A 19,066-nucleotide genomic window follows, 5' to 3' on the forward strand; every position below is an offset into this window, starting at 1 on the left:
CACCTCGTTTTATTGTTTTGATCCGGGTGAGGATGTGTAGCCCACGAACTCATTGTGTAAGGCCGCGGTTGCCTCAAGACGCTTCTCAACGTCTGGTCCCAGTTGTTTGCACACTTCATTTATCAACAAATGCACCAGCGACAGCATCGCCGCGGTGGACTCCCAGAACAGGTTGAACTCGGTGGGCACGCGGAACACCTCATTGGCGGCCTGGTCTGCCCAGTCACAAAAGGTATCGGTGATCAGCGTGACGTCGATTCCGGCTTCGCGCGCCTTGCGGCACAACAGCTGGGCGTGGCGCGAGTAGCGTCGGGCTTCAAACACCACCAGTGCGCAATCCTCTGGCGGGCACAGCAGCACGTCGGCGTAATGCCCGGCGGCGCCGTCCACCAGTTGCACGCCATCGCGCAGGTATTGCAGCAAGTGCACCATCGAGGCGGCGATCCCGCGTTCGGTCTGGAAACCTGCAACAAACACCTTGCGCCGGGTGGCCAGGCGCTGGCTGACGGTATGCCACTGTGGCGTGAGGCTGTATTCGTAGACCTTGACCAGCGCACCGACTTCCAGCTCAAAGCTGCGCGGTAAAGCTTGCGGGCTGTGGCTCGACTGCTGGCGGAATTCTTGCAAGCGATCACCGACCAGCCACGGGCCATCGCCCAGGTCGTCCTTGAGATCATTTTTCAGGTCTTTGAAATGGCTATAACCCAACGAGCGGCAAAAGCGTCCGACACTGGATTCGCTGACCCCCAGTTTGCTGGCGATGTCGGCGGCAGTCTGAAAAGGCAGCTCGTAAAGATTGGCCAGCATGTAGCTGGCAATCGCCCGACCCGAAGGGGCGGCGGTTGACAGACTGCTTTCAAGGCGTTGTTTAATCGGCTGGCTCACGACTGCATTCCTGTTTTTATTTCAGCGCGAAGCAGAAAGTGAATGTTTTCTGTCATTAAGTCAACAATTGACAGAGAACTGTCATAGAAGGATAGTTTGTCTCAGATAAAAATAATCAGATTGGAGCGCCAGAATGTCTTCCACGCAGTCGCTTTCCCTCGTCGAACTGACCGCATTGCTGCAACGGATTTTTGAGCGTCATGGCACCTCGGCATCGGTTGCTCGGGTACTGGCCGACAACTGCGCACGGGCGCAACGCGATGGTTCCTACAGTCATGGCGTGTTCCGCATTCCGGGGTATCTGTCATCGCTGGCCAGTCATTGGGTCGACGGCCAGGCCGTTCCGGTGGTTGAAGACGTGGCCTCGGGCTTTATCCGCGTGGATGCAGCCGGTGGCTTTGCCCAACCCGCGCTGGAGTCCGCCCGTCAATTGCTGGTGGAAAAAGCCCGCAGCGCCGGGATTGCGGTACTGGCGATTCGTAACTCACATCACTTTGCCGCGCTATGGCCTGATGTTGAGCCGTTTGCCGAGGAAGGCCTGGTGGCTTTGAGCGTGGTTAACAGCATGACCTGCGTGGTGCCCCACGGCGCGCAAAGGCCTCTGTTCGGGACTAACCCGATTGCTTTCGCCGCACCGCGTGCAGACGGCCACCCGATCGTATTTGACCTGGCCACCAGTGCAATTGCCCACGGCGATGTGCAAATTGCCGCACGCAAGGGCCACTCGCTGCCTGCAGGTATGGGAGTGGACAAGCAGGGTGAGCCGACGCAAGACCCTAAAGCCATTCTCGACGGCGGCGCCTTGTTGCCATTTGGCGGGCACAAGGGGTCAGCGCTGTCGATGATGGTCGAGTTGCTGGCAGCGGCCCTGACCGGTGGCAACTTCTCGTTTGAATTCGACTGGTCCAAACATCCGGGCGCGCAGACCCCGTGGACTGGTCAGTTGCTGATTGTGATTGACCCGAGCAAATCCGGCGGCAACAGCTTCGCCCAGCGCAGCGCCGAACTGGTGCGCCAAATGCATGCGGTCGGCCTTGAGCGCATGCCGGGTGATCGGCGTTTTATCGAACGGGCCAAATCGTTGAGCGAGGGTATCCCGCTGGGTGCTGAAGAACTGGCCAAATTGCGCGAATTGGCGGGGTAACCCCGGCCCCTCGTAGCCGCTTCGCTCCTCAGCGGCTACATGAATTGAGCAGCAGTCGTACTCGGCTTATAACGCCAAAAACTGCCTGATCAGGTTGGGCGTACACCCCGTCCAGCGTTTCAACGCTCGGCGAAAGTTGGCCGGGTCGTTGAAGTTCAGGTACTCGGCCACCGCTTCGTTGCTCATGCCCTTGATCTGGTACAGGTACAGCGCCATATGCTTGCGCGCTTGATCCTGCTGCGCCTGAAAGTGTGTGCCGTGCTTGTTCAACTTGCGTTTGAGGGTGGCCTGGCTCATTGAAAAGTGCTGAGCCGCCTGCTCAAGGCCGGGGGTCTGTTGCGCATTGTTGCGCAAGTACACATACAACCGGTCGAGCAAGCTGGCGCGGAACCCTAGGCTGTGTAACTCAATTTGCGCCTGCTGATACGCCACTTGCCGGGCTATCGCCGACGCGTTGGGCCAGAGCCGGGTCAGGTATTCACGGGGCAGGCGCATCATGTCCAGTTGGCTACCGAACTGGGTGTTCTCCCCCAGATGCACCCAGTACTGCTCCATATAACGCGGCTCCGGGTGGCTGAAGCTGCATTCCCATGGCAGGCGCTCGCCGCTGAGCCACTGACTCATGGCCTTTAACGCCGTCATGCTGGCTTCCAGCACAAACCGCAATTGCTCCCCGGCCCCGCAACTGTCGAGCCAGTACACGTAGGCGTACTTGTCGTCCAGCAATAGGCGCGGGGTCAGCAGGGGGCTGAGCAAGGCCCGGTGATGGATCAGGGTTTCCAGGGCCTGATGCAGGTTTTGCGCCTGTTGCAGGGCGTGGCTGGCCGGTCCGTAATGCCCGGGCCACAGGCGTTGGCCAAACAAAAAACTGCTGTCATCGGCTTCGAGCAGGCGCTGTGTGTTGGCGATCAAGCCAAAGCATTGCTGCGGACTGAGGCGGGTGTGCCCGGCGACAATATCGTCGTAAAACAGCCCCGTGCCGCGCAGCAGGCGATGGCTGTCGATGTCCCGGGATAACGCCAGATCGATCAGTGTCGCGGGTTGGTAATGCCCGGCAATAAAACGGCTGTCGGTTTCGTACCAGCGGCTCTCCAGCGTCATGCGCGTTTGCTCCGTGGCGGCTTGGCTCGCGCCAGTGCCAGGTTCAGGCGCTTGAGCAGCTCATCGGGGGCCTCATTCACTGCCATGATCACGGCGGTACTGGCCAACAAATGCACCCGTTCGCCATGCTGCCGGGTTTTGTGGGCCAGGCTCTGCACCGCCTGTTGCAACTCCAGGGCCAGCAGCCGGGCCTGGCTTTCTCCGGTATTGGGCAGCAGCACCACAAAGCGGTCACCGGCCAGTCGGCAGAGCAGGTCGTGACGGCGCAGGTTGAGCAGCAGCAACTGGCTGAGAGCTTGCAGCACGGCGTCACCTTCAGCATGGCCATAGTGCTGATTGATCGAGGCAAAGTCGTCGATATCCAGCGCCAGCAGTGACAGCGGTTGCTGTTGCTCAAGGCTTTGCGCGAGGCAGTCGCTGACCTGGCGCTTGAGGTATTCGGCACCGCCCAGGGGGGTCAGTTTGTCGAACAGCCGATGCTCGCGAAACACCCGCTCGCGTTTCTCCATTTGTTGGTTGATCGCCTGTTGTTCGCGGTGCCAGTGGAACAGGCCGATGGTCAGCAGAATCATGCCGATGGGCATGGGACCTGACTCCAGCCAGTGGTTCCAGTGCAGGTGTTTGGGCAGACGAATAAGTTCGTCCAGCGCGTCCATCCACCAGGAAAAGAACATAAAGCACAAGCCGCTCGCCAAGTAGTTGGTGACCCGTCCGGTGGGTCGGCTTTTAAGCACCAGCCCCAGCCAGAACAGCATAAACAGGGCTGTCCCGCCTTCGCCGACGATATCCAGCCATTGCCACTCGCTGAAGGCTTTTGGTGTGCCGAATGCCAGGTTCAGCAACACGCCGATATTGGCGGCCAGCACCAGCAATAACAGTTTCCAGCGATGGTGTTTAAGCACGTTGAACCAGGTCATGAAGTGTCTGCCAAAAGCGATTGCCGCTCAGCACAACAGAGGTGTGTGACAGCTGTATGACCGGGGTTGCGGGTCGAATCAGCTCAGGTGTGTTGTGTAAAAAAGTCAAACACGGACTCTGTTTTTGTAGCCGCTGCCGCAGGCTGCGATGGGGCGCGGAGCGTCCCTCTGTTTATTGACAGGAAGGGCAAGGCCCTGCGGACCTTGTCGCAGGTTGCGGCAGCGGCTACAGGTTTGGGGGCCATCTGTACAGGAGTCAAATCAGCTCATTTTCCCGCCAAACCCCGCTGAAAACCCTCTGTTCCGGGCGTTACGCTGAACGCTGTCACAGCGCTGTCACAGCGCTGTCACAGCGCTGTCATCCGCCGGCCCTAGCTTTCGCTCCCAAGTTGTCGGGCCATTTGCCCGGCCTGTAGTGCGTATTTGGGGGAGGGCAAACATGTACAAGTGTCGCAGCAGGGCGCAGTGGGTCGGCTTTACATTCAGTGCATTGGCCTTGGCAATTGCCAGCGAGCGTCTGAGCGCCGCCGAGGCATCGAGTATTGGCGCCACCGAGCACGTTGAAGTGGTCGGGCAGGCGGTAAGCCTAGACAAGGCGCTCAAGCAACAGCGCAATTCGGACAATATCGAAAGCGTAGTGCATGCCGATGGCGTAGCGCAGTTGCCGGACGCCAACGTCGCCGAAGCGGTGCAACGCTTGCCCGGCATCAGCATTGAACGCGATCAGGGCGAAGGCCGTTTCGTCAGCGTACGTGGTCTGGGGCCGGATCTGAACAGCGTGACCATCAACGGTACGCTGGTGCCGTCGCCGGAAAGTGCGCGCCGCGCCGTGGCGCTGGACGTATTGCCATCCGAACTGGTGCAGTCGCTGTCGGTGATCAAGACCCTGACCCCGGACATGGACGCCAACTCCCTGGGCGGCACGGTGGATGTGCAAAGCCTGTCGGCGTTTGACCATAAAGGTCTGTTCTACACCGGTAGCACCGAAGCCGGGTACAACAAGAACAGCCATCAAACCAGCCCCAAGGTATCGGGCGCCATCAGTGACCGTTTCAGCCTCGGTGACGGCATCGACAACTTCGGTGTAGCGGCAGCCCTGAGCTGGAATAAACGCGACTTTCGCTCGGACAACGTCGAAACCGGGGGCGACTGGGATTTCAGCGATGGTGCAAAACTCAACAGTTTCGAGCAGCGGGTGTATGACATCAGCCGCGAACGCACCGGCGGCGGCCTGAACTTCGACTACAAGCCCGATGACGACACCAGCCTGTACCTGCGCACGCTATACAGCCGCTTCAAGGACAGTGAAACCCGCAACTCTACCGCCTTCGAATTTGCCGACCCACAGGCCGAGGGCGAGGTGGGTAAGACCAAGACCAAACGCAAGCTCAAACAGCGCGAAGAAACCCAGGAAATCCAGTCTTACGTCTTCGGTGGTGAACGCATGCTGGGCCTGTGGACCCTGAGCGGGCAGGCCGGTTACAGCGAATCCAGCGAAGACAATCCGGGGGGCATTTCCGGGGCCACTTTCAAAGGAAATTCCAGCGTCGGTAACGGTGGTTTCTATGACACCGAAAAGCCGCGGCCCATCATCGGTGCAGGCTTTTATGACCCCGCCAACTTCAGCCTCGACAAGGTGGACTGGCAGGAGCAACACACCAAAGACACCGAGAAGAATATCCGCCTCGACCTGGCCCGCGACTACGACGTGCAGGGCTATGCCTCCCAGGTCAAATTCGGCGGCAAGGTCAGCCGTCGCAACAAGGACAACGACCTCGAAGCCTGGTCCTACAAGAATTTCTCGGATTTGGGCTTTAGCGACGAACAGCTGAACCTCAGCCAGTTCAACAAGGGCAACCTGCATTACAACCTCGGCCAGTACGGCCCAGGTATCAGTGGCGGGGCAATCAAGAACCTGATTGGCGGCTTGAACCCCAACGATTTCTACGATGAGCAAACATCTCGGGCCAATGACTTCGCCATGCGTGAAGACATCAACTCGGCCTACCTGATGAACACCGTCGATATCGACGACTGGCGCTTTATCGCGGGCATGCGCTACGAGGGCACTGAGTTCGAGGCCAAGGGCACTGGCGTGCGCGATGGCGCCTTCGAAGCTCAAGACACCAAGCGTAACTACCATCACTGGTTGCCGGGGCTGCATGCCCGTTACCAGTTGGCGAAAAACACCCAGGTGCGAGCAGCCTGGACCAACTCCGTAGTGCGCCCGACCTTTGGCCAGTTGGCACCGGGGTTTGTGATCGAAGATGACAAGGCCGAGTTCGGTAACCCCAACCTCAAGCCGCTGGAGTCGAGCAACTTCGACCTCGGTATCGAGCACTTTATGGGGCAGGCGGGCACGGTATCGGCGTTCCTCTTCTACAAGGACATCAAGAACTTCGTCTACAACAACGACCTGGCCGGCAGTGGCGAGTGGGTCGACTTCACCGAGGCTCACAGCTACGCCAACGGCGACAGTGCCAAGCTCTACGGCCTGGAGCTGGCCTACTCGCAGAAATTTGACTGGCTGCCAGCACCCTGGAACGGCGTGATCCTGGGGGCCAACAGCACCTTCAGTCGCTCCAGCGCCAGCATCAAAGGGTTCGATGCGGCGACCGGGACCGACATGAAGCGCGATATCGATTTGCCGAACCAGTCCAATACCGTCGGCAACCTGATGCTCGGCTGGGAAGACGACAAGCTGAGCCTGCGCCTGTCGGCCAACTACAAGTCGGACTACCTCTACGAGCTGGCCGGGGTCAACGACAAGGCCCACGACACCCATGTCGATGCGCAGACTTTTGTCGACTTCAGCGCCCGCTACTCGCTGACCAAAAATCTGCAGATCAAGTTCGACGCCCAGAACCTGACTGACCAGCCGTACTTCGTTTACAGCGGCAACCGTCGCTACAACAACCAGTACGAAGAATACGGCCCGACCTACTCGCTGGGCCTGACCTTCACCCACTTTTAAATGCTCGATGGCCTCCTGTTGGAGCGGGCTTGCTCGCGATACAGGCAACGCGGTCTCACATCTCTATATGGACTGGCATCACCCATGACTCATCTATTCAAACGCCAACCTCGACTGCTGCCCCTGCTGATCTGCCTGAGCGCAGGTAGCGTCCAGGCGGCCACCGAACTGGTCGCTCCGACATTGCAGCAATGGTCCACCAGCCAGGCCCAGGCCCTGAGCTACTTGCCGAATGGCGCAGGCGACGAACGCCTGTCGGTCAGCAAGCGCGAAGGTCTGCTGTTGCTCGATAAGCAGGGTAAAACCCTGAGCCGGGTGCCGGGCGCGTTTGCCGGGCTGGACAGCCGTGCGCTGGGTGCTCAGGTATTGGTCGCCAGCAATGACAAGGACAAGCAGCAAGTCGCGCTGTTCAGCCTCGACCCCAAGAGCCATGAATGGCAGGCGCCGTCTTATCTGCCCGCCCGTGACTATGCGGTGAATGGCGTGTGCCTGTATCAGGACGATGCGAGCAATATCTACTTGTTTACCGTGGGCGAAGAGGGCAAGGGTGAACAGTGGCTGGTCGCCGCCGACAGTCAGCGTCTGCAACAACCGCTGCTGGTACGCAGCCTGCCATTGCCGCCGCAAGCCAAGTTCTGCCAAGTCGATGACGGCGCGCAGAACCTGTTCGTCAACGAAGAGAATGTCGGCTGGTGGGCCTATCCGGCGCATGCCGAGGCCGATGTAAAGCGCACCCCTGTGGCCTTGGTCGAGCCCTTCGGCAATGTGAAAAAAACGGCCGGGGCCATGGCGCTGGTGCCGGGCGGGATGCTTGGGCTTGATCCAGAAGCAGCGCAGTTGCAGCTCTATCAGCAGCAGGGCAAAGGCTGGGCACCGGCGGCCAGCCTGGCGCTGGCCGGTGTGGTCGAGCCTGAGCACCTGGCGCTGCGCCAGACCGCGCAAGGTCTTGAACTGCTGGTACAGGACGGCGCCAGCGGCAAGCTGTATGAAGGCGCGCTGGACTGGAAAGCCACGCCGGTGAGCCTGGCGCCGGTATTGCCGAGCGTAAGGCCTGGGGTGCAAACCGAGGTGGTGATGAGTCAGGGCGATGCGGCGGATGACCCGGCGATCTGGGTCCATCCGCATACTCCGGCCCTGAGTCGGGTGCTGGGCACCAATAAACAGCAGGGCCTTGAAGTCTACGACCTGCAAGGCAAGCGTGTGCAGCATTTGCCGGTAGGGCGCCTGAATAACGTCGATATACGCCCGGGCTTCACCTTGGGCTCGCGCACCGTAGACCTGGCAGTGGCGACCAATCGTGATCACAACAGCCTGAGCGTGTTCAGCATTGATCGCGCCACCGGTGAACTGCAGGAGGCTGGCGAGATAGCCACCCCGGTCAAGGACATCTACGGGCTGTGTCTGTTCAAGGCGCCAACGGGCGAGATCTACAGTTTTGCCAACGACAAGGACGGCACTTTTGTGCAGCACCGCTTGTTCGCCAAGGGTGACAAGGTCGATGGCGAACTGGTGCGCCAGTTCAAGGTTGCAACCCAGCCCGAAGGCTGTGTGGCAGATGACCGCAACCAGCGGCTGTTTCTCGGCGAAGAGGATGTTGCGGTATGGGCAGTGGATGCCCGTCCCGACCAGCCAGCGACCCTCACTCATGTGATCAAGGTCGGTGAGCAGGTGCACGACGATATTGAAGGTATGGGCCTGTATCAGACCGAAAAAGACAACTACCTGGTGATCTCAAGCCAAGGCAACGACAGCTATGTGGTGGTCGATGCCGAGCCGCCTTACGCCCTGCGTGGCGCGTTTCGGGTGGGGGTGAATGCCGCCGCGGGGATTGATGGCGCGTCGGAGACCGATGGCCTGGATGTGACTTCGGCCAACCTCGGCGGCCCCTGGAGCAAAGGCTTGCTGGTGGTGCAGGACGGCCGCAAGCGAATGCCCGAGCAGGCGCAGAACTTCAAGTACATCCCCTGGAGCGAAGTGGCCAAGGCGCTGCACTTGCCATAAGCCGGTCATTTAAGTCGCTTATAAATACCCCTTACTGGAGTCACAACATGCACACAACCATGGAACACATGACAATCTGGGGACTGATCAGCGACGCGAGCCTGCTGGTCAAGGGCGTGATGCTGACCTTGCTGGTGGCATCGCTGTTGAGCTGGTTTTTGATCGTGCGCCGCAGCGCCATTTTGCGCCGCAGCGAACGCGATATGGACAGCTTCGCGCAGCGGTTGCGGGCTCAGGGCGAACTGAATGCGCTGTACCGGGAAAGCCGTGACGCCAGCGATGCAGATGCGGGGGCCGGGCAGGTGTTTAGCGCCGCCTACAGTGAATACGCCCAACTCAGACAGCAGCCCGGAGTGGATGCCGAAGGTGTGATGCAGGGCGTTGAGCGGGCACTGTATGTGGCCATCAGCGAGCAGGAAATTCGCCTGGAGAAAGGCCTGCAGTTTTTGGCCACCGTGGGTTCGGTGAGCCCCTATATCGGATTGTTTGGCACGGTGTGGGGGATCATGAATTCCTTTATCGGTTTGTCCCAGGTGCAACAGGCAACGCTGTCCACCGTCGCTCCGGGTATTGCTGAAGCCCTGATCGCTACCGCCATTGGCCTGTTTGCGGCGATACCAGCAGTGATTGCCTATAACCGTTTCTCGGCCCGTGGCCAGACCCTGCTGACCCGTTATTACAGCCTCGGCAATGAAGTTCAGATGCGCTTGTACCGCAACCTGCATACCGGTTCGCGGAACATGTCTGCCGTCGCTTGAAAGGGAGTATCAACATGCTTGCTCGACCACAGCGCAAACACGGGCCCAAGGCCGAAATGAACGTAGTGCCTTACATCGACGTGATGCTGGTGCTGCTGGTGATCTTTATGGTGACCGCGCCGATGCTGACCCAGGGGGTAAAAATCGAACTGCCGAAAGTTGCCAGCGAAGCGCTGGTCAATGACAGTCAGCAAAAAATCCTGACGTTGTCGGTCAAGGCCGAGGGCGGTTATTACTGGAATCTGGGCAGCGAACTGGACACCAGGAACCAGACCGACAGCGCCGTCAGCCTTGAAGAGTTGCAAGCCAAGGTCAGCCAGGTGGTGGCGCAAGACAGCAACACCCAGGTCTATATCCGTGCTGACAACGAGGCGGGTTACGGCAGCGTGGTCAAGGCCATGGCTGCCCTTCAACAAGGTGGAGTGAGCAACCTGGGGCTGGTGACCGAGGCCCCGCAATGAGTGCCGCGCTGATGCACGGCCAGTTGGCGCAGGCGCCGCCGATGCCCTGGACCCGGATGTGGCACAACAGCCAGGCGCTGGTGGTCAGCGTTGCCTTGCACAGCACCGTCGTGGCCTTTTTGGTACTGGGCTGGAGCATGGAGCAATCGTTGCCGGAGCCTACGCCCTCGACCCTGAAAACCCGGCTGGTGATGTTGCCGGCCGAACCGGTCGTGGCGCCAGCGGCACCCGAGCCGGTGCAGGTGGTGGCACCGGCGCCGGTGGTCGAGGTGAAACCTGAGGTGGTAAAGCCCAAGGTCGACCCGCAGATACAGGCGCGCAAGCTGGAGCAGGCAGTGCTGGCGCGCAAGCGTGTGGAGGCGCAGAAACAGGCGCAAGCGGAGCAACGGGAAGCCGCGCAGGTTGAGGCTCAGCGCCAGCAGGCAATGGCGGAACAGGCCCGGATTGCAGCGGCGGATAATGCCCGGCGAGCACAACAGGCCGCTGCGGCAGCAGATGTGCGCCAGTACCTGCCCATCAGCAAACAAGCTCCCGATTACCCGCAGCGTGCGCTGGACAAGGGCATTGAAGGTGATTGTACGGTGGAGTACTCGGTGACACCCCAGGGCAAAGTCGACAACCCCAAGGTGGTGGGTAACTGTCACCCAGCGTTTATCCGGCCTTCACTGGTGGCGGCGGCGACGTTCCGTTATCAGCCACGGCTGGTCGATGGCCAACCGGTGACAGTCCCGGGAGTGCGCAATACCTTTCACTACAAGATCCAGTAAACCTGAATTACCCGAATTACCTGTAGCCGCTGAGGAGCGAAGCGAGGCTGCGATAAGGGCCGCAGGACCTTCAAGATTTCAGGGTCGCTGCGCAACCCATCGCAGCCTCGCTTCGCTCCTCAGCGGCTACGCGCATGATTGACAGGCATCAAGACCCATAGGCTGCACTTGACCTATGCTGCATGCGATTTCAAGCTCAAGGAAATGGCCATGAACGCGCCTGCAACCACCCCTACGCCTGCAACGGCCAAAGCGAAACTCCCCATAGGCCTAGTGATTGCGGTGCTGGTCATGATCGGCATCTTGCTGCTGCCATTGCCTGCCGACTTGCCCGTGGCCGGTCACCGCATGCTGGCGATCCTGGCGTTTGCCGTGGTGGTGTGGATCACCGAGGCCGTCTCGTACGAAGCCAGCGCCATCATGATCACCTCGCTTATGGCGTTTTTGATCGGCATGGCGCCTACCCTGGCCGATCCGTCAAAGCTCTACGGCACTTCCGCCGGTATCACCATGGCCCTGACCGGGTTCTCCAATGCCGCCCTGGCATTGGTAGCGGGTGCGTTGTTTATTGCCGCAGCCATGACCCATACCGGCCTGGACCGGCGTATTGCGTTGGTCACGCTGTCCCGTATCGGCACCAGCACCCGGCGCATACTGCTGGGGGCGATTGCGGTGACCATCCTGCTCAGTCTGGTGGTGCCCAGCGCCACGGCTCGCAGCGCTTGTGTGGTGCCGATCATGATGGGGGTGATCATGGCGTTTGGCGTAGACAAGCGCTCCAACATCGCTGCCGGGATCATGATCGTGGTGGCTCAGGGCACCAGTATCTGGAACGTCGGGATTCAAACCGCGGCCGCGCAAAACCTGCTGACCGTGGGCTTTATGGACAAGATGCTCGGGGCCCGGGTGAACTGGCTCGACTGGCTGATCGCCGGTGCGCCGTGGGCCATTATCATGTCGGCGGTACTGCTGTTTGTGGTACTGAAGATGCTCCCGCCCGAGAGCGACAGCATTCCCGGCGGCAAGGAAGCGGTTGAGAAATCACTGGCTGAACTGGGTCCGATGACCGGGCCGCAGAAACGCCTGATGGGTGTGTCCATCGCATTGCTGCTGGCTTGGGCCACCGAGGGCAAGTTACACAGCTTCGACACCACGTCGACCACCTATGCCGGTTTGGTATTTTTGCTGTTACCACGCTTTGGCGTGATGACCTGGAAAGACGTGCAGTCGCGGATTCCGTGGGGCACGGTGATTGTGTTCGGGGTCGGTATCAGTCTGGGCACGGCCTTGCTGACCACCCAGGCCGGGCAGTGGCTGGGCGCGCAGGTGGTGGAGAACACCGGTCTGGACCAGGTCGGGCCGCTGGGGATATTCGCGATTCTGGGGGCGTTCCTGATTTTGATTCACCTGGGCTTTGCCAGTGCCACCGCGCTGACCTCGGCACTGCTGCCGATTTTGATCGCGGTGCTGCAAACCTTGCCGGGTGAGTTCAACCGCCTGGGCATGACCATGTTGTTGGGGTTTGTGGTCAGCTACGGATTTATCCTGCCGATCAACGCCCCGCAAAACATGGTGTGCCTGGGTACGCAAACCTTTACCGCCAAACAGTTCGCCAAGGTCGGACTGATCGTTACGGCAATCGGGTATTTGTTGATGCTGCTGTTTGGCGCGACGTACTGGAGTTGGTTGGGCTGGATGTAATTCCAATCCAAATCCGTAGCGGCTGACGAGGTACGAGGCTGCGATGGGTTACGCAGCGACCCTGAAATCTTGAAGGTCCTTCGGCCCTTATCGCAGCCTCGCTCCGCTCCTCAGCGGCTACAGATCATTCGAGGGTTCAGTTACCGTTCTCGCTGCGCCCACCGCTGCTGACTTCCGCCGGTACATCCTCACCCGCCATGCGCTTACGGAACAGCGAGGTCCGGGCCAGCAGCAAAGTGGTCACGGGCACAGTGATCGACAGCAAAATCGGAATCAGCCAGGCGTGCAGTACCGGTGTCGATTTCAGCGCTGAAAAATACACGATCGACGCCAGTGCCACGCCCCACGCGCCAAGGGTCGAGGCCAGTGCCGGTGGGTGCATGCGTTGAAAAAATTCCTTGAGGCGCAGCAAACCGATGGCGCCGCACAAGGCAAACAGGCTGCTGAGTACCAGCAGCACGGCCACCGGTATTTCAATCCAAAGCGACAATTCGCCGACGCTATTCATTCGATCACCTCGCCACGCAGCAGGAATTTGGCCAGCGCAAAAGAGCCGACAAAGCCAAACAGGGCAATCAGCAGTGCACCTTCAAAGTAAGTGTCACTGGCATAGCGGATACCCAGCACCAGCATCATCAACATGGCCAGGATGTACAGGTAATCCAGTGCCAGAACCCGATCCTGGGCCGAGGGGCCCTTGAACAGCCGGACCACGGTCAGAACCATTGCCAGGCTGAAGATAAACAGGCTGAGCAGGATGGCATTGGTGAGCAGGGCACTCATTCAAAGATCTCCATCAGGGGGCGTTCGTAGGCCGTCTTGAAGTGCTCGATAAACTGCGCATCGTCATCCAGATCGAAGACGTGCAACAGCAACACGCTGCGGTCCAGTGCCAGTTCCGACCAGATGGTGCCAGGCACCACGGTGGTAATCATCGACAAGGCCGCCAGCCCGTTGGCGTCACGCAGGTCCAGGGGGATTTTGACAAACCGCGAGCGCGGGGGCTTGGAACCTGCCCGCAGCACACCCAAAGCCACGGCGATGTTGGACATCACCACATCGCGGCCCACCAGAAAGAACAGTTTGAGGATCACTCCCGGACGACGAATGCGCACTGGCAGCGGCCGCAATGGCGCGAACATCAGTGGTGCCAGAATGGCCAGCGCTGCACCCAGCAACAGGTTGCCGGCACTCAACGACAGGTTGAGCAGCAACCACAGCGCCCACAGTGCGAGAGACAACCAGGGAGCTGGAAAAAGACGCTTCATGGCAGTACCTCCGGCATTGCGGCCTTGGCTTGCGGGCTCGGCACCGGGCGTGTGCCGATCACGGCCATTACATAACGCTCGGGATTGTTCAGGGTATCGGCAGCTGCCTGGGTATAACGCAACACCGGCTCGGCCTTGAATGTCAGTACCACACACAACCCGAGCAGCAGCACGATGGGCAGGCATTCGATACGGCGCAAGATCGGTGACGGACGCTCAAGCGGTGTCCAGAAGCGCTGGATACCCATGCGTGAAAAGGCGATCAAGGATGCCAGCCCGGAGAGAATCAACAACGCCAGCAGGCTCCAGGCCGCCATTGAAATCGGCTCGTCAGTTGCATTGCCCAGGCCCATCGGGTTGAGCAGGGCGTTGAGCAGGCTCAGTTTGCCGATAAACCCGGAGAGCGGCGGCATGCCAATAATCAACAGGGCGCAGGCGATAAAGCTCAACCCCAGAAAGGCCATCGTCCAGGGGATGATCTGCCCGACAACCACTTTCTGCTCGTCATCCAGGTTGCTGCCGCGGGGCGGGGCGCAAGGTTCGGCCAGGCTGGGCTGTGGTTCTGCATCGTCCTCAAGCACCAGGTCGCTGGAAGAACGCGAGCGTTCGATCAACTCGGCCAGCAGGAACAGTGCGCTCAGGGCCAGGGTGGAGCTGATCAGATAGAACAGCGCCGCAGAGGTCAGGTTGGGCTGGGCGAAGCCCACGGCCGACAACAGGATACCGGCGGAGACCAGAATGCTCAGGCTGGCCATGCGTTCCAGTCGCTGGGCAGCGAGGATGGCAATGGCGGCACAGACAATAGTCGCCATGCCGCCGTAAATCAGCCAGTCTCCGGCGAAGTACGCCGAGGCTCCGGCTTGACCGGAAAACAGCAGGGTCCACAGTCGCAGCACGGTGTAGATCCCGACCTTGGTCATGATCGCGAACAGGGCTGCCACCGGGGCGCTGGCCGACGAGTAGGCCGGCACCAACCAGAAGTTCAACGGCCACATGCCGGCCTTGGCCAGAAACGCCACGGCCAGAATGGCCGCGCCTGCATGCAGCAAGCCGCGATCGGCTTCGGGCACCAAGGGAATCTTCAGTGCCAGATCAGCCATGTTCAACGTGCCAGTGACGCCGTAGATCAAGGCCGCACCGATCAGGAACAAGGAAGACGCCAGCAGGTTGATCGAAATGTAATGCAGCCCCGAAGACACCCGTGCCTTGCCCGAGCCGTGGAGCATCAGGCCGTAGGAGGCGGCCAGCAGGACTTCGAAAAACACGAACAGGTTGAACAGGTCCGCGGTCAGGAAGGCCCCGTACAGGCCCATCAGCTGGATCTGGAACAGTGCGTGGAAACTGGCCCCGGCGCGGTCCCAGCGGGCCATGGCGAACAGCAGGGCGCAGCTGGCGATGATCCCGGTCAAGACCAGCATCAGGGCGCTCAAGTGATCAACTACCAGGGCAATCCCGAAAGGCACTTGCCAGTTGCTCGGCAGGTACACACCAATCGAAGTCGGAACGGCTTGTTGTTGGGTCCACAGCAGCAGCATCACTGAGATGCCGAGGCCGAGCAGGGTTGAGATCAGATTGATCCGGGCTTTCAGCGGGCGGTGTTTTTCGCCCAGCATCAGCATGCAGGCCGCGGTCAGCAGCGGTAACAGGATAGGCGCGACGATCAGGTGCGGCATCAAATTCATTCTTTAGGCTCCCGGCCATCTACGTGGTCGGTACCGGTCAGGCCCCGAGAGGCCAGCAAGACCACCAGAAACAGCGCGGTCATGGCGAAACTGATGACAATAGCGGTCAGCACCAGTGCCTGGGGCAACGGGTCTGTGTAGTTGAGCAAGTCCTGGGGTACGCCGTCCTTGATCACTGGCTCCTTGCCGATAAACAGGCTGCCCATGCTGAAAATAAACAGGTTGACCCCGTAAGACAGCAGGCACAGGCCCATGACCACCTGAAAGGTTCGCGGACGCAGAACCAGCCAGGTACCCGAGGCGGCCAATACTCCGATTGCAATGGCAATGACTTCTTCCATCAGGCGGCTCCTTCTTTGGTTGCAAGAGCGGATTGAAGGGGAGGTTGCGGGGCAAGCTGATTACTCGGGCGATGGGCTCGTACCGATTGGTGAGCCAGCGCCGTAAGGATCAGCAGGGTTGCACCAACGACCACCGCGTACACGCCAATATCGAAGAACAGGGCGCTGGCCACATGGATATCGCCCAACAGCGGCAAGCTGAAGTGAACGGTATGGGTGGTCAGGAACGGATAGCCCAAAGGTATTGCGCCCAGGCCGGTCAGGGTTGCACACAGCAGGCCGGTGCCCATCCAGCGCAAGGGTCGCAGGCTCATTTGAGCTTCAACCCACTGCGTGCCGGCAACCATGTATTGGAGGATAAACGCCACTGACATCACCAGGCCCGCGACAAAGCCGCCGCCCGGCTGGTTGTGCCCGCGCATAAACAGGTACATGGACACCACAAAGGCCACTGGCAGCAGTAAGCGCACCAGTACTGCGGGTACCATCATAAAGCCCAGTGCGGTGTCGCTGGCGCTGCGCGGGTTGACCAGATCGGTCATCACGTCCTTGGCCAGCAGGCGTTGCTGGGCAGGCAGCTGCATGCTTTCCTTGGAGGGTCTGAAGCGTCGCAGCAGGGCAAACACCGTCAAGGCCACGGCGGCCAGAACAGTGATTTCGCCCAAGGTGTCGAAACCCCGGAAATCCACCAGCATCACATTCACCACATTGCTGCCGCCGCCTTCAGGCAGGGCCCGGCTGAGGTAGAACGAAGAGATATCGTTGGGGGTTTGGCGGGTCAGCATCGCGTACGACAGCAACGCCATGCCGCCACCGACCGCAGTGGACAGCAACAAGTCACGCAAACGGCGGATCTGAGCCTTGCGCAAGGTGCCGGGTAATGGCGAGACCTCTTCGATACGTCGAGGCAACCAGCGCAAGCCCAGCAGGATCAGCACCGTGGTCACGACTTCAACCACCAGTTGGGTAAGGGCCAGATCCGGCGCCGAGAACCAGACAAAGGTCACGCAGGTCATCAGGCCGCACACGCTGACCATCGTCAGGGCTGCAAGACGGTGGTACTTGGCTTGCCAGGCGGCGCCCAGGGCGCAGGCAATCGCAATCAGCCAGAGGGTGATGAAGACAATCGACCCCGGTATTTTCGGCCGATCACCCCAACTCAGGCCGCTGTAGAGCATCGGGATCAGCCCCGCGATGACGGCGACCAGAATCAACAGGAATAGCTGGGTTTGCAGGCGCTGGGTGCTGATGCGCCGCTCGATTCGCCGTGCGCCGCGCATGATCACTACCAGGCTGCGCTCGAAGAAACGCTTGCCGTTGAAGTACTTGACCAGTGGCGGCAGCGGGAAACGTTCGAGCTTGAGCTGTTTGCGCAGCAACACATACAGCAGGATGCCGCCTGACAAGGCAATCAGGCTCATGATCATCGGTGCATTCAGCCCGTGCCAGATGGCCAGGCTGTACTCGGGCAGCTCGCCTCCTACCACCGGTTGCGCGGCTGCAGCGAGCAGCGGGCCGACGGTTTGTGCCGGGAAGATACCGACCGTCAGGCAAGTCAGCACCAGCAGCTCAACCGGAGCGCGCATCCAGCGTGGCGGCTCGTGCGGGGTATGCGGCAGGTCTGTCGCCGGAGGGCCGAAGAACACATCCACGGTAAAGCGCAGGGCATAAGCCACGCTGAACGTACCGGCGATGGTCGCGATCACCGGCAGGGCGATTTCGACCCAGGCCGTGGAGTTGATGAACACGGTTTCGGCAAAGAACATTTCTTTGGACAGGAACCCGTTGAGCAGCGGCACCCCGGCCATTGAGGCACTGGCCACCATGGCCAGGGTTGCGGTGTAGGGCATGAGTTTGAACAGACCGCTGAGCTTGCGGATGTCCCGCGTGCCGCTTTCGTGGTCGATGATCCCGGCCGCCATGAACAGTGAGGCCTTGAACGTTGCATGGTTAAGGATGTGAAACACTGCGGCAACCGCTGCCAGCGGGCTATTAAGGCCCAGTAGCAGGGTGATCAGGCCCAGATGGCTGATTGTCGAGTAGGCCAGCAGTCCTTTAAGGTCATTTTGAAACATTGCGCAGTAAGCGCCCAGCACCAGGGTGCAGGCACCAGCGCCGCTGACGATCCAGAACCACTCCTCGCTACCTGACAGGGAAGGCCAGAGGCGGGCCAGCAGAAAGACCCCGGCCTTGACCATCGTTGCCGAGTGCAAATAAGCCGATACGGGAGTTGGCGCCGCCATTGCGTGGGGCAGCCAGAAGTGAAACGGGAATTGCGCACTCTTGCTCAGAGCGCCGATCAGGATAAGAGGGAGCAGGATCGGATACAGACTGTGGGCGCGGATCTTGTCGCCCGCGGCGAGCACAGCATCCAGATCATAGCTGCCGACGACATGGCCAAGCAGCATGACCCCCGCCAGCAGACACAACCCCCCGGCGCCCGTGACCATCAGCGCCATATAAGCGCCGCGTCGGGCATCCGAGCGGTGGTGCCAATAACCAATCAGCAAAAATGAAAAGAGGCTGGTGAGCTCCCAGAAAAATACGATCTGAATCAAATTGCCCGACAGCACCAGGCCGAGCATGGCGCCCATAAATGCCAGGAAAAATGCGAAGAAACGCGGCACCGGGTCTTCGGGTGACATGTAATAGCGGGCGTACAGCGACACCAACGTGCCGATGCCAAGCACAAGAATCGAGAACAGCCAGGCGAATCCGTCCAGGCGCAGGACAAAATTCAAGCCGAGACTGGGCAGCCACATGAACTCTTCGCGAATGACCCCACCGTGGGCAATTTGCGGATAGAGCAGGGCTACTTGAACAGTACCGATCAATGCAATCAGACCGGCTAACAGTGATTCACTGTTACGTGCGTTATGCGGCAAAACAGCCGCCAGACAGCTGCCGACAAAGGGCAGAAGCAGTAGAACTATCAGGGACATAGGCTTCTAATCTGCAGGAGTTTGTAAACGATCATACGTGGCGAGTTGCAGATCACCAACACTGAACCTGTGGCTGAATCCTACAAAGTCCATCGACCACCGGTAAATGTTTCCTTCAGCCTGA

16 protein-coding genes are annotated in these 19,066 nt (G+C 60.0%); 7 read left to right on the forward strand and 9 right to left on the reverse strand.

Annotated elements, in window-relative coordinates; translation table 11 throughout:
• Positions 1-9: 9 nt before the first annotated feature.
• Positions 10-885 (reverse strand): MurR/RpiR family transcriptional regulator, encoded by an 876-nt coding sequence (locus N7D90_RS09605; protein ID WP_261741937.1) that lies wholly within the window; start codon positions 883-885, stop codon positions 10-12.
• Positions 886-1,018: 133 nt separating this feature from the next.
• On the opposite strand from N7D90_RS09605, the gene N7D90_RS09610 reads away from it, so the two are divergent.
• Positions 1,019-2,029 (forward strand): Ldh family oxidoreductase, encoded by a 1,011-nt coding sequence (locus N7D90_RS09610; protein ID WP_261741938.1) that lies wholly within the window; start codon positions 1,019-1,021, stop codon positions 2,027-2,029.
• Positions 2,030-2,095: 66 nt separating this feature from the next.
• Here the strand turns inward: N7D90_RS09610 and N7D90_RS09615 are convergent, their stop codons facing one another.
• Both N7D90_RS09615 and N7D90_RS09620 read right to left on the reverse strand, forming a co-directional pair.
• A complete protein-coding gene (locus N7D90_RS09615; RefSeq protein WP_261741939.1) occupies positions 2,096-3,130 on the reverse strand; it encodes an AraC family transcriptional regulator in 1,035 nt (344 codons plus the stop codon).
• The gene (locus N7D90_RS09620; protein WP_261741940.1) at positions 3,127-4,047 is read right to left on the reverse strand and encodes a GGDEF domain-containing protein; all 921 of its coding nucleotides are present in this window, start codon (positions 4,045-4,047) and stop codon (positions 3,127-3,129) included. Before N7D90_RS09620 ends, N7D90_RS09615 begins: the two co-directional genes overlap by 4 nt.
• Positions 4,048-4,486: 439 nt before the next feature.
• Here N7D90_RS09620 and N7D90_RS09625 point away from each other — a divergent pair, with 439 nt between their 5' ends.
• From N7D90_RS09625 to N7D90_RS09650, 6 genes are all read left to right on the forward strand, one after another.
• A complete protein-coding gene (locus N7D90_RS09625; protein ID WP_261741941.1) occupies positions 4,487-7,021 on the forward strand; it encodes a TonB-dependent receptor in 2,535 nt (844 codons plus the stop codon).
• Positions 7,022-7,105: 84 nt separating this feature from the next.
• The gene (locus N7D90_RS09630) at positions 7,106-9,022 is read left to right on the forward strand and encodes a phytase (RefSeq protein ID WP_261741942.1); all 1,917 of its coding nucleotides are present in this window, start codon (positions 7,106-7,108) and stop codon (positions 9,020-9,022) included.
• Between the two features lie 47 nt (positions 9,023-9,069).
• A complete protein-coding gene (gene tolQ, locus N7D90_RS09635) occupies positions 9,070-9,780 on the forward strand; it encodes a protein TolQ (RefSeq protein ID WP_261741943.1) in 711 nt (236 codons plus the stop codon).
• Between the two features lie 14 nt (positions 9,781-9,794).
• A complete protein-coding gene (tolR, locus tag N7D90_RS09640) occupies positions 9,795-10,241 on the forward strand; it encodes a protein TolR (protein ID WP_261741944.1) in 447 nt (148 codons plus the stop codon).
• Positions 10,238-11,008, forward strand: coding sequence for a TonB family protein (locus tag N7D90_RS09645; protein ID WP_261741945.1), 771 nt, complete (start codon positions 10,238-10,240; stop codon positions 11,006-11,008). The genes tolR and N7D90_RS09645 overlap by 4 nt, the downstream gene beginning before the upstream one ends.
• A gap of 210 nt (positions 11,009-11,218) precedes the next feature.
• Positions 11,219-12,709 carry an anion permease gene (locus N7D90_RS09650; RefSeq protein WP_261741946.1) on the forward strand — a complete coding sequence of 497 codons (1,491 nt, stop codon included), beginning with the start codon at positions 11,219-11,221 and terminating at the stop codon, positions 12,707-12,709.
• 136 nt (positions 12,710-12,845) lie between these two features.
• Here the strand turns inward: N7D90_RS09650 and N7D90_RS09655 are convergent, their stop codons facing one another.
• Genes N7D90_RS09655 through N7D90_RS09680 form a run of 6 tightly spaced genes read right to left on the reverse strand, consistent with a single transcriptional unit; the run spans position 12,846 to position 18,942 of the window.
• A complete protein-coding gene (locus tag N7D90_RS09655; RefSeq protein ID WP_261741947.1) occupies positions 12,846-13,217 on the reverse strand; it encodes a Na+/H+ antiporter subunit G in 372 nt (123 codons plus the stop codon).
• Positions 13,214-13,492: a K+/H+ antiporter subunit F gene (locus N7D90_RS09660; RefSeq protein WP_261741948.1), complete on the reverse strand. Its 279-nt coding sequence runs from the start codon at positions 13,490-13,492 to the stop codon at positions 13,214-13,216. The genes N7D90_RS09655 and N7D90_RS09660 overlap by 4 nt, the downstream gene beginning before the upstream one ends.
• On the reverse strand, positions 13,489-13,977 hold the full coding sequence (locus N7D90_RS09665; protein WP_261741949.1) for a Na+/H+ antiporter subunit E: 489 nt from the start codon (positions 13,975-13,977) through the stop codon (positions 13,489-13,491). The genes N7D90_RS09660 and N7D90_RS09665 overlap by 4 nt, the downstream gene beginning before the upstream one ends.
• Positions 13,974-15,659: a monovalent cation/H+ antiporter subunit D gene (locus N7D90_RS09670; RefSeq protein WP_261741950.1), complete on the reverse strand. Its 1,686-nt coding sequence runs from the start codon at positions 15,657-15,659 to the stop codon at positions 13,974-13,976. Before N7D90_RS09670 ends, N7D90_RS09665 begins: the two co-directional genes overlap by 4 nt.
• Positions 15,656-16,000, reverse strand: coding sequence for a Na+/H+ antiporter subunit C (locus N7D90_RS09675; protein ID WP_003446102.1), 345 nt, complete (start codon positions 15,998-16,000; stop codon positions 15,656-15,658). The genes N7D90_RS09670 and N7D90_RS09675 overlap by 4 nt, the downstream gene beginning before the upstream one ends.
• Positions 16,000-18,942, reverse strand: a complete 2,943-nt coding sequence (locus N7D90_RS09680) for a monovalent cation/H+ antiporter subunit A (RefSeq protein ID WP_261741951.1) — start codon at positions 18,940-18,942, stop codon at positions 16,000-16,002. The genes N7D90_RS09675 and N7D90_RS09680 overlap by 1 nt, the downstream gene beginning before the upstream one ends.
• Positions 18,943-19,066: the final 124 nt, after the last annotated feature.

It is taken from the genome of Pseudomonas fragi (assembly GCF_025426255.1).
Taxonomy (GTDB): domain Bacteria; phylum Pseudomonadota; class Gammaproteobacteria; order Pseudomonadales; family Pseudomonadaceae; genus Aquipseudomonas; species Aquipseudomonas kulmbachensis.

Coding starts and splice junctions, on each gene's coding strand:
- N7D90_RS09645 (WP_261741945.1), top strand. CDS start 10,238: ATGAGTGCCGCGCTGATGCACGGCCAGTTGGCGCAGGCGCCGCCGATG.
- N7D90_RS09620 (WP_261741940.1), bottom strand. CDS start 4,047: ATGACCTGGTTCAACGTGCTTAAACACCATCGCTGGAAACTGTTATTG.
- N7D90_RS09650 (WP_261741946.1), top strand. CDS start 11,219: ATGAACGCGCCTGCAACCACCCCTACGCCTGCAACGGCCAAAGCGAAA.
- N7D90_RS09625 (WP_261741941.1), top strand. CDS start 4,487: ATGTACAAGTGTCGCAGCAGGGCGCAGTGGGTCGGCTTTACATTCAGT.
- N7D90_RS09655 (WP_261741947.1), bottom strand. CDS start 13,217: ATGAATAGCGTCGGCGAATTGTCGCTTTGGATTGAAATACCGGTGGCC.
- tolQ (WP_261741943.1), top strand. CDS start 9,070: ATGCACACAACCATGGAACACATGACAATCTGGGGACTGATCAGCGAC.
- N7D90_RS09670 (WP_261741950.1), bottom strand. CDS start 15,659: ATGAATTTGATGCCGCACCTGATCGTCGCGCCTATCCTGTTACCGCTG.
- N7D90_RS09680 (WP_261741951.1), bottom strand. CDS start 18,942: ATGTCCCTGATAGTTCTACTGCTTCTGCCCTTTGTCGGCAGCTGTCTG.
- N7D90_RS09615 (WP_261741939.1), bottom strand. CDS start 3,130: ATGACGCTGGAGAGCCGCTGGTACGAAACCGACAGCCGTTTTATTGCC.
- N7D90_RS09660 (WP_261741948.1), bottom strand. CDS start 13,492: ATGAGTGCCCTGCTCACCAATGCCATCCTGCTCAGCCTGTTTATCTTC.
- N7D90_RS09630 (WP_261741942.1), top strand. CDS start 7,106: ATGACTCATCTATTCAAACGCCAACCTCGACTGCTGCCCCTGCTGATC.
- tolR (WP_261741944.1), top strand. CDS start 9,795: ATGCTTGCTCGACCACAGCGCAAACACGGGCCCAAGGCCGAAATGAAC.
- N7D90_RS09665 (WP_261741949.1), bottom strand. CDS start 13,977: ATGAAGCGTCTTTTTCCAGCTCCCTGGTTGTCTCTCGCACTGTGGGCG.
- N7D90_RS09610 (WP_261741938.1), top strand. CDS start 1,019: ATGTCTTCCACGCAGTCGCTTTCCCTCGTCGAACTGACCGCATTGCTG.
- N7D90_RS09675 (WP_003446102.1), bottom strand. CDS start 16,000: ATGGAAGAAGTCATTGCCATTGCAATCGGAGTATTGGCCGCCTCGGGT.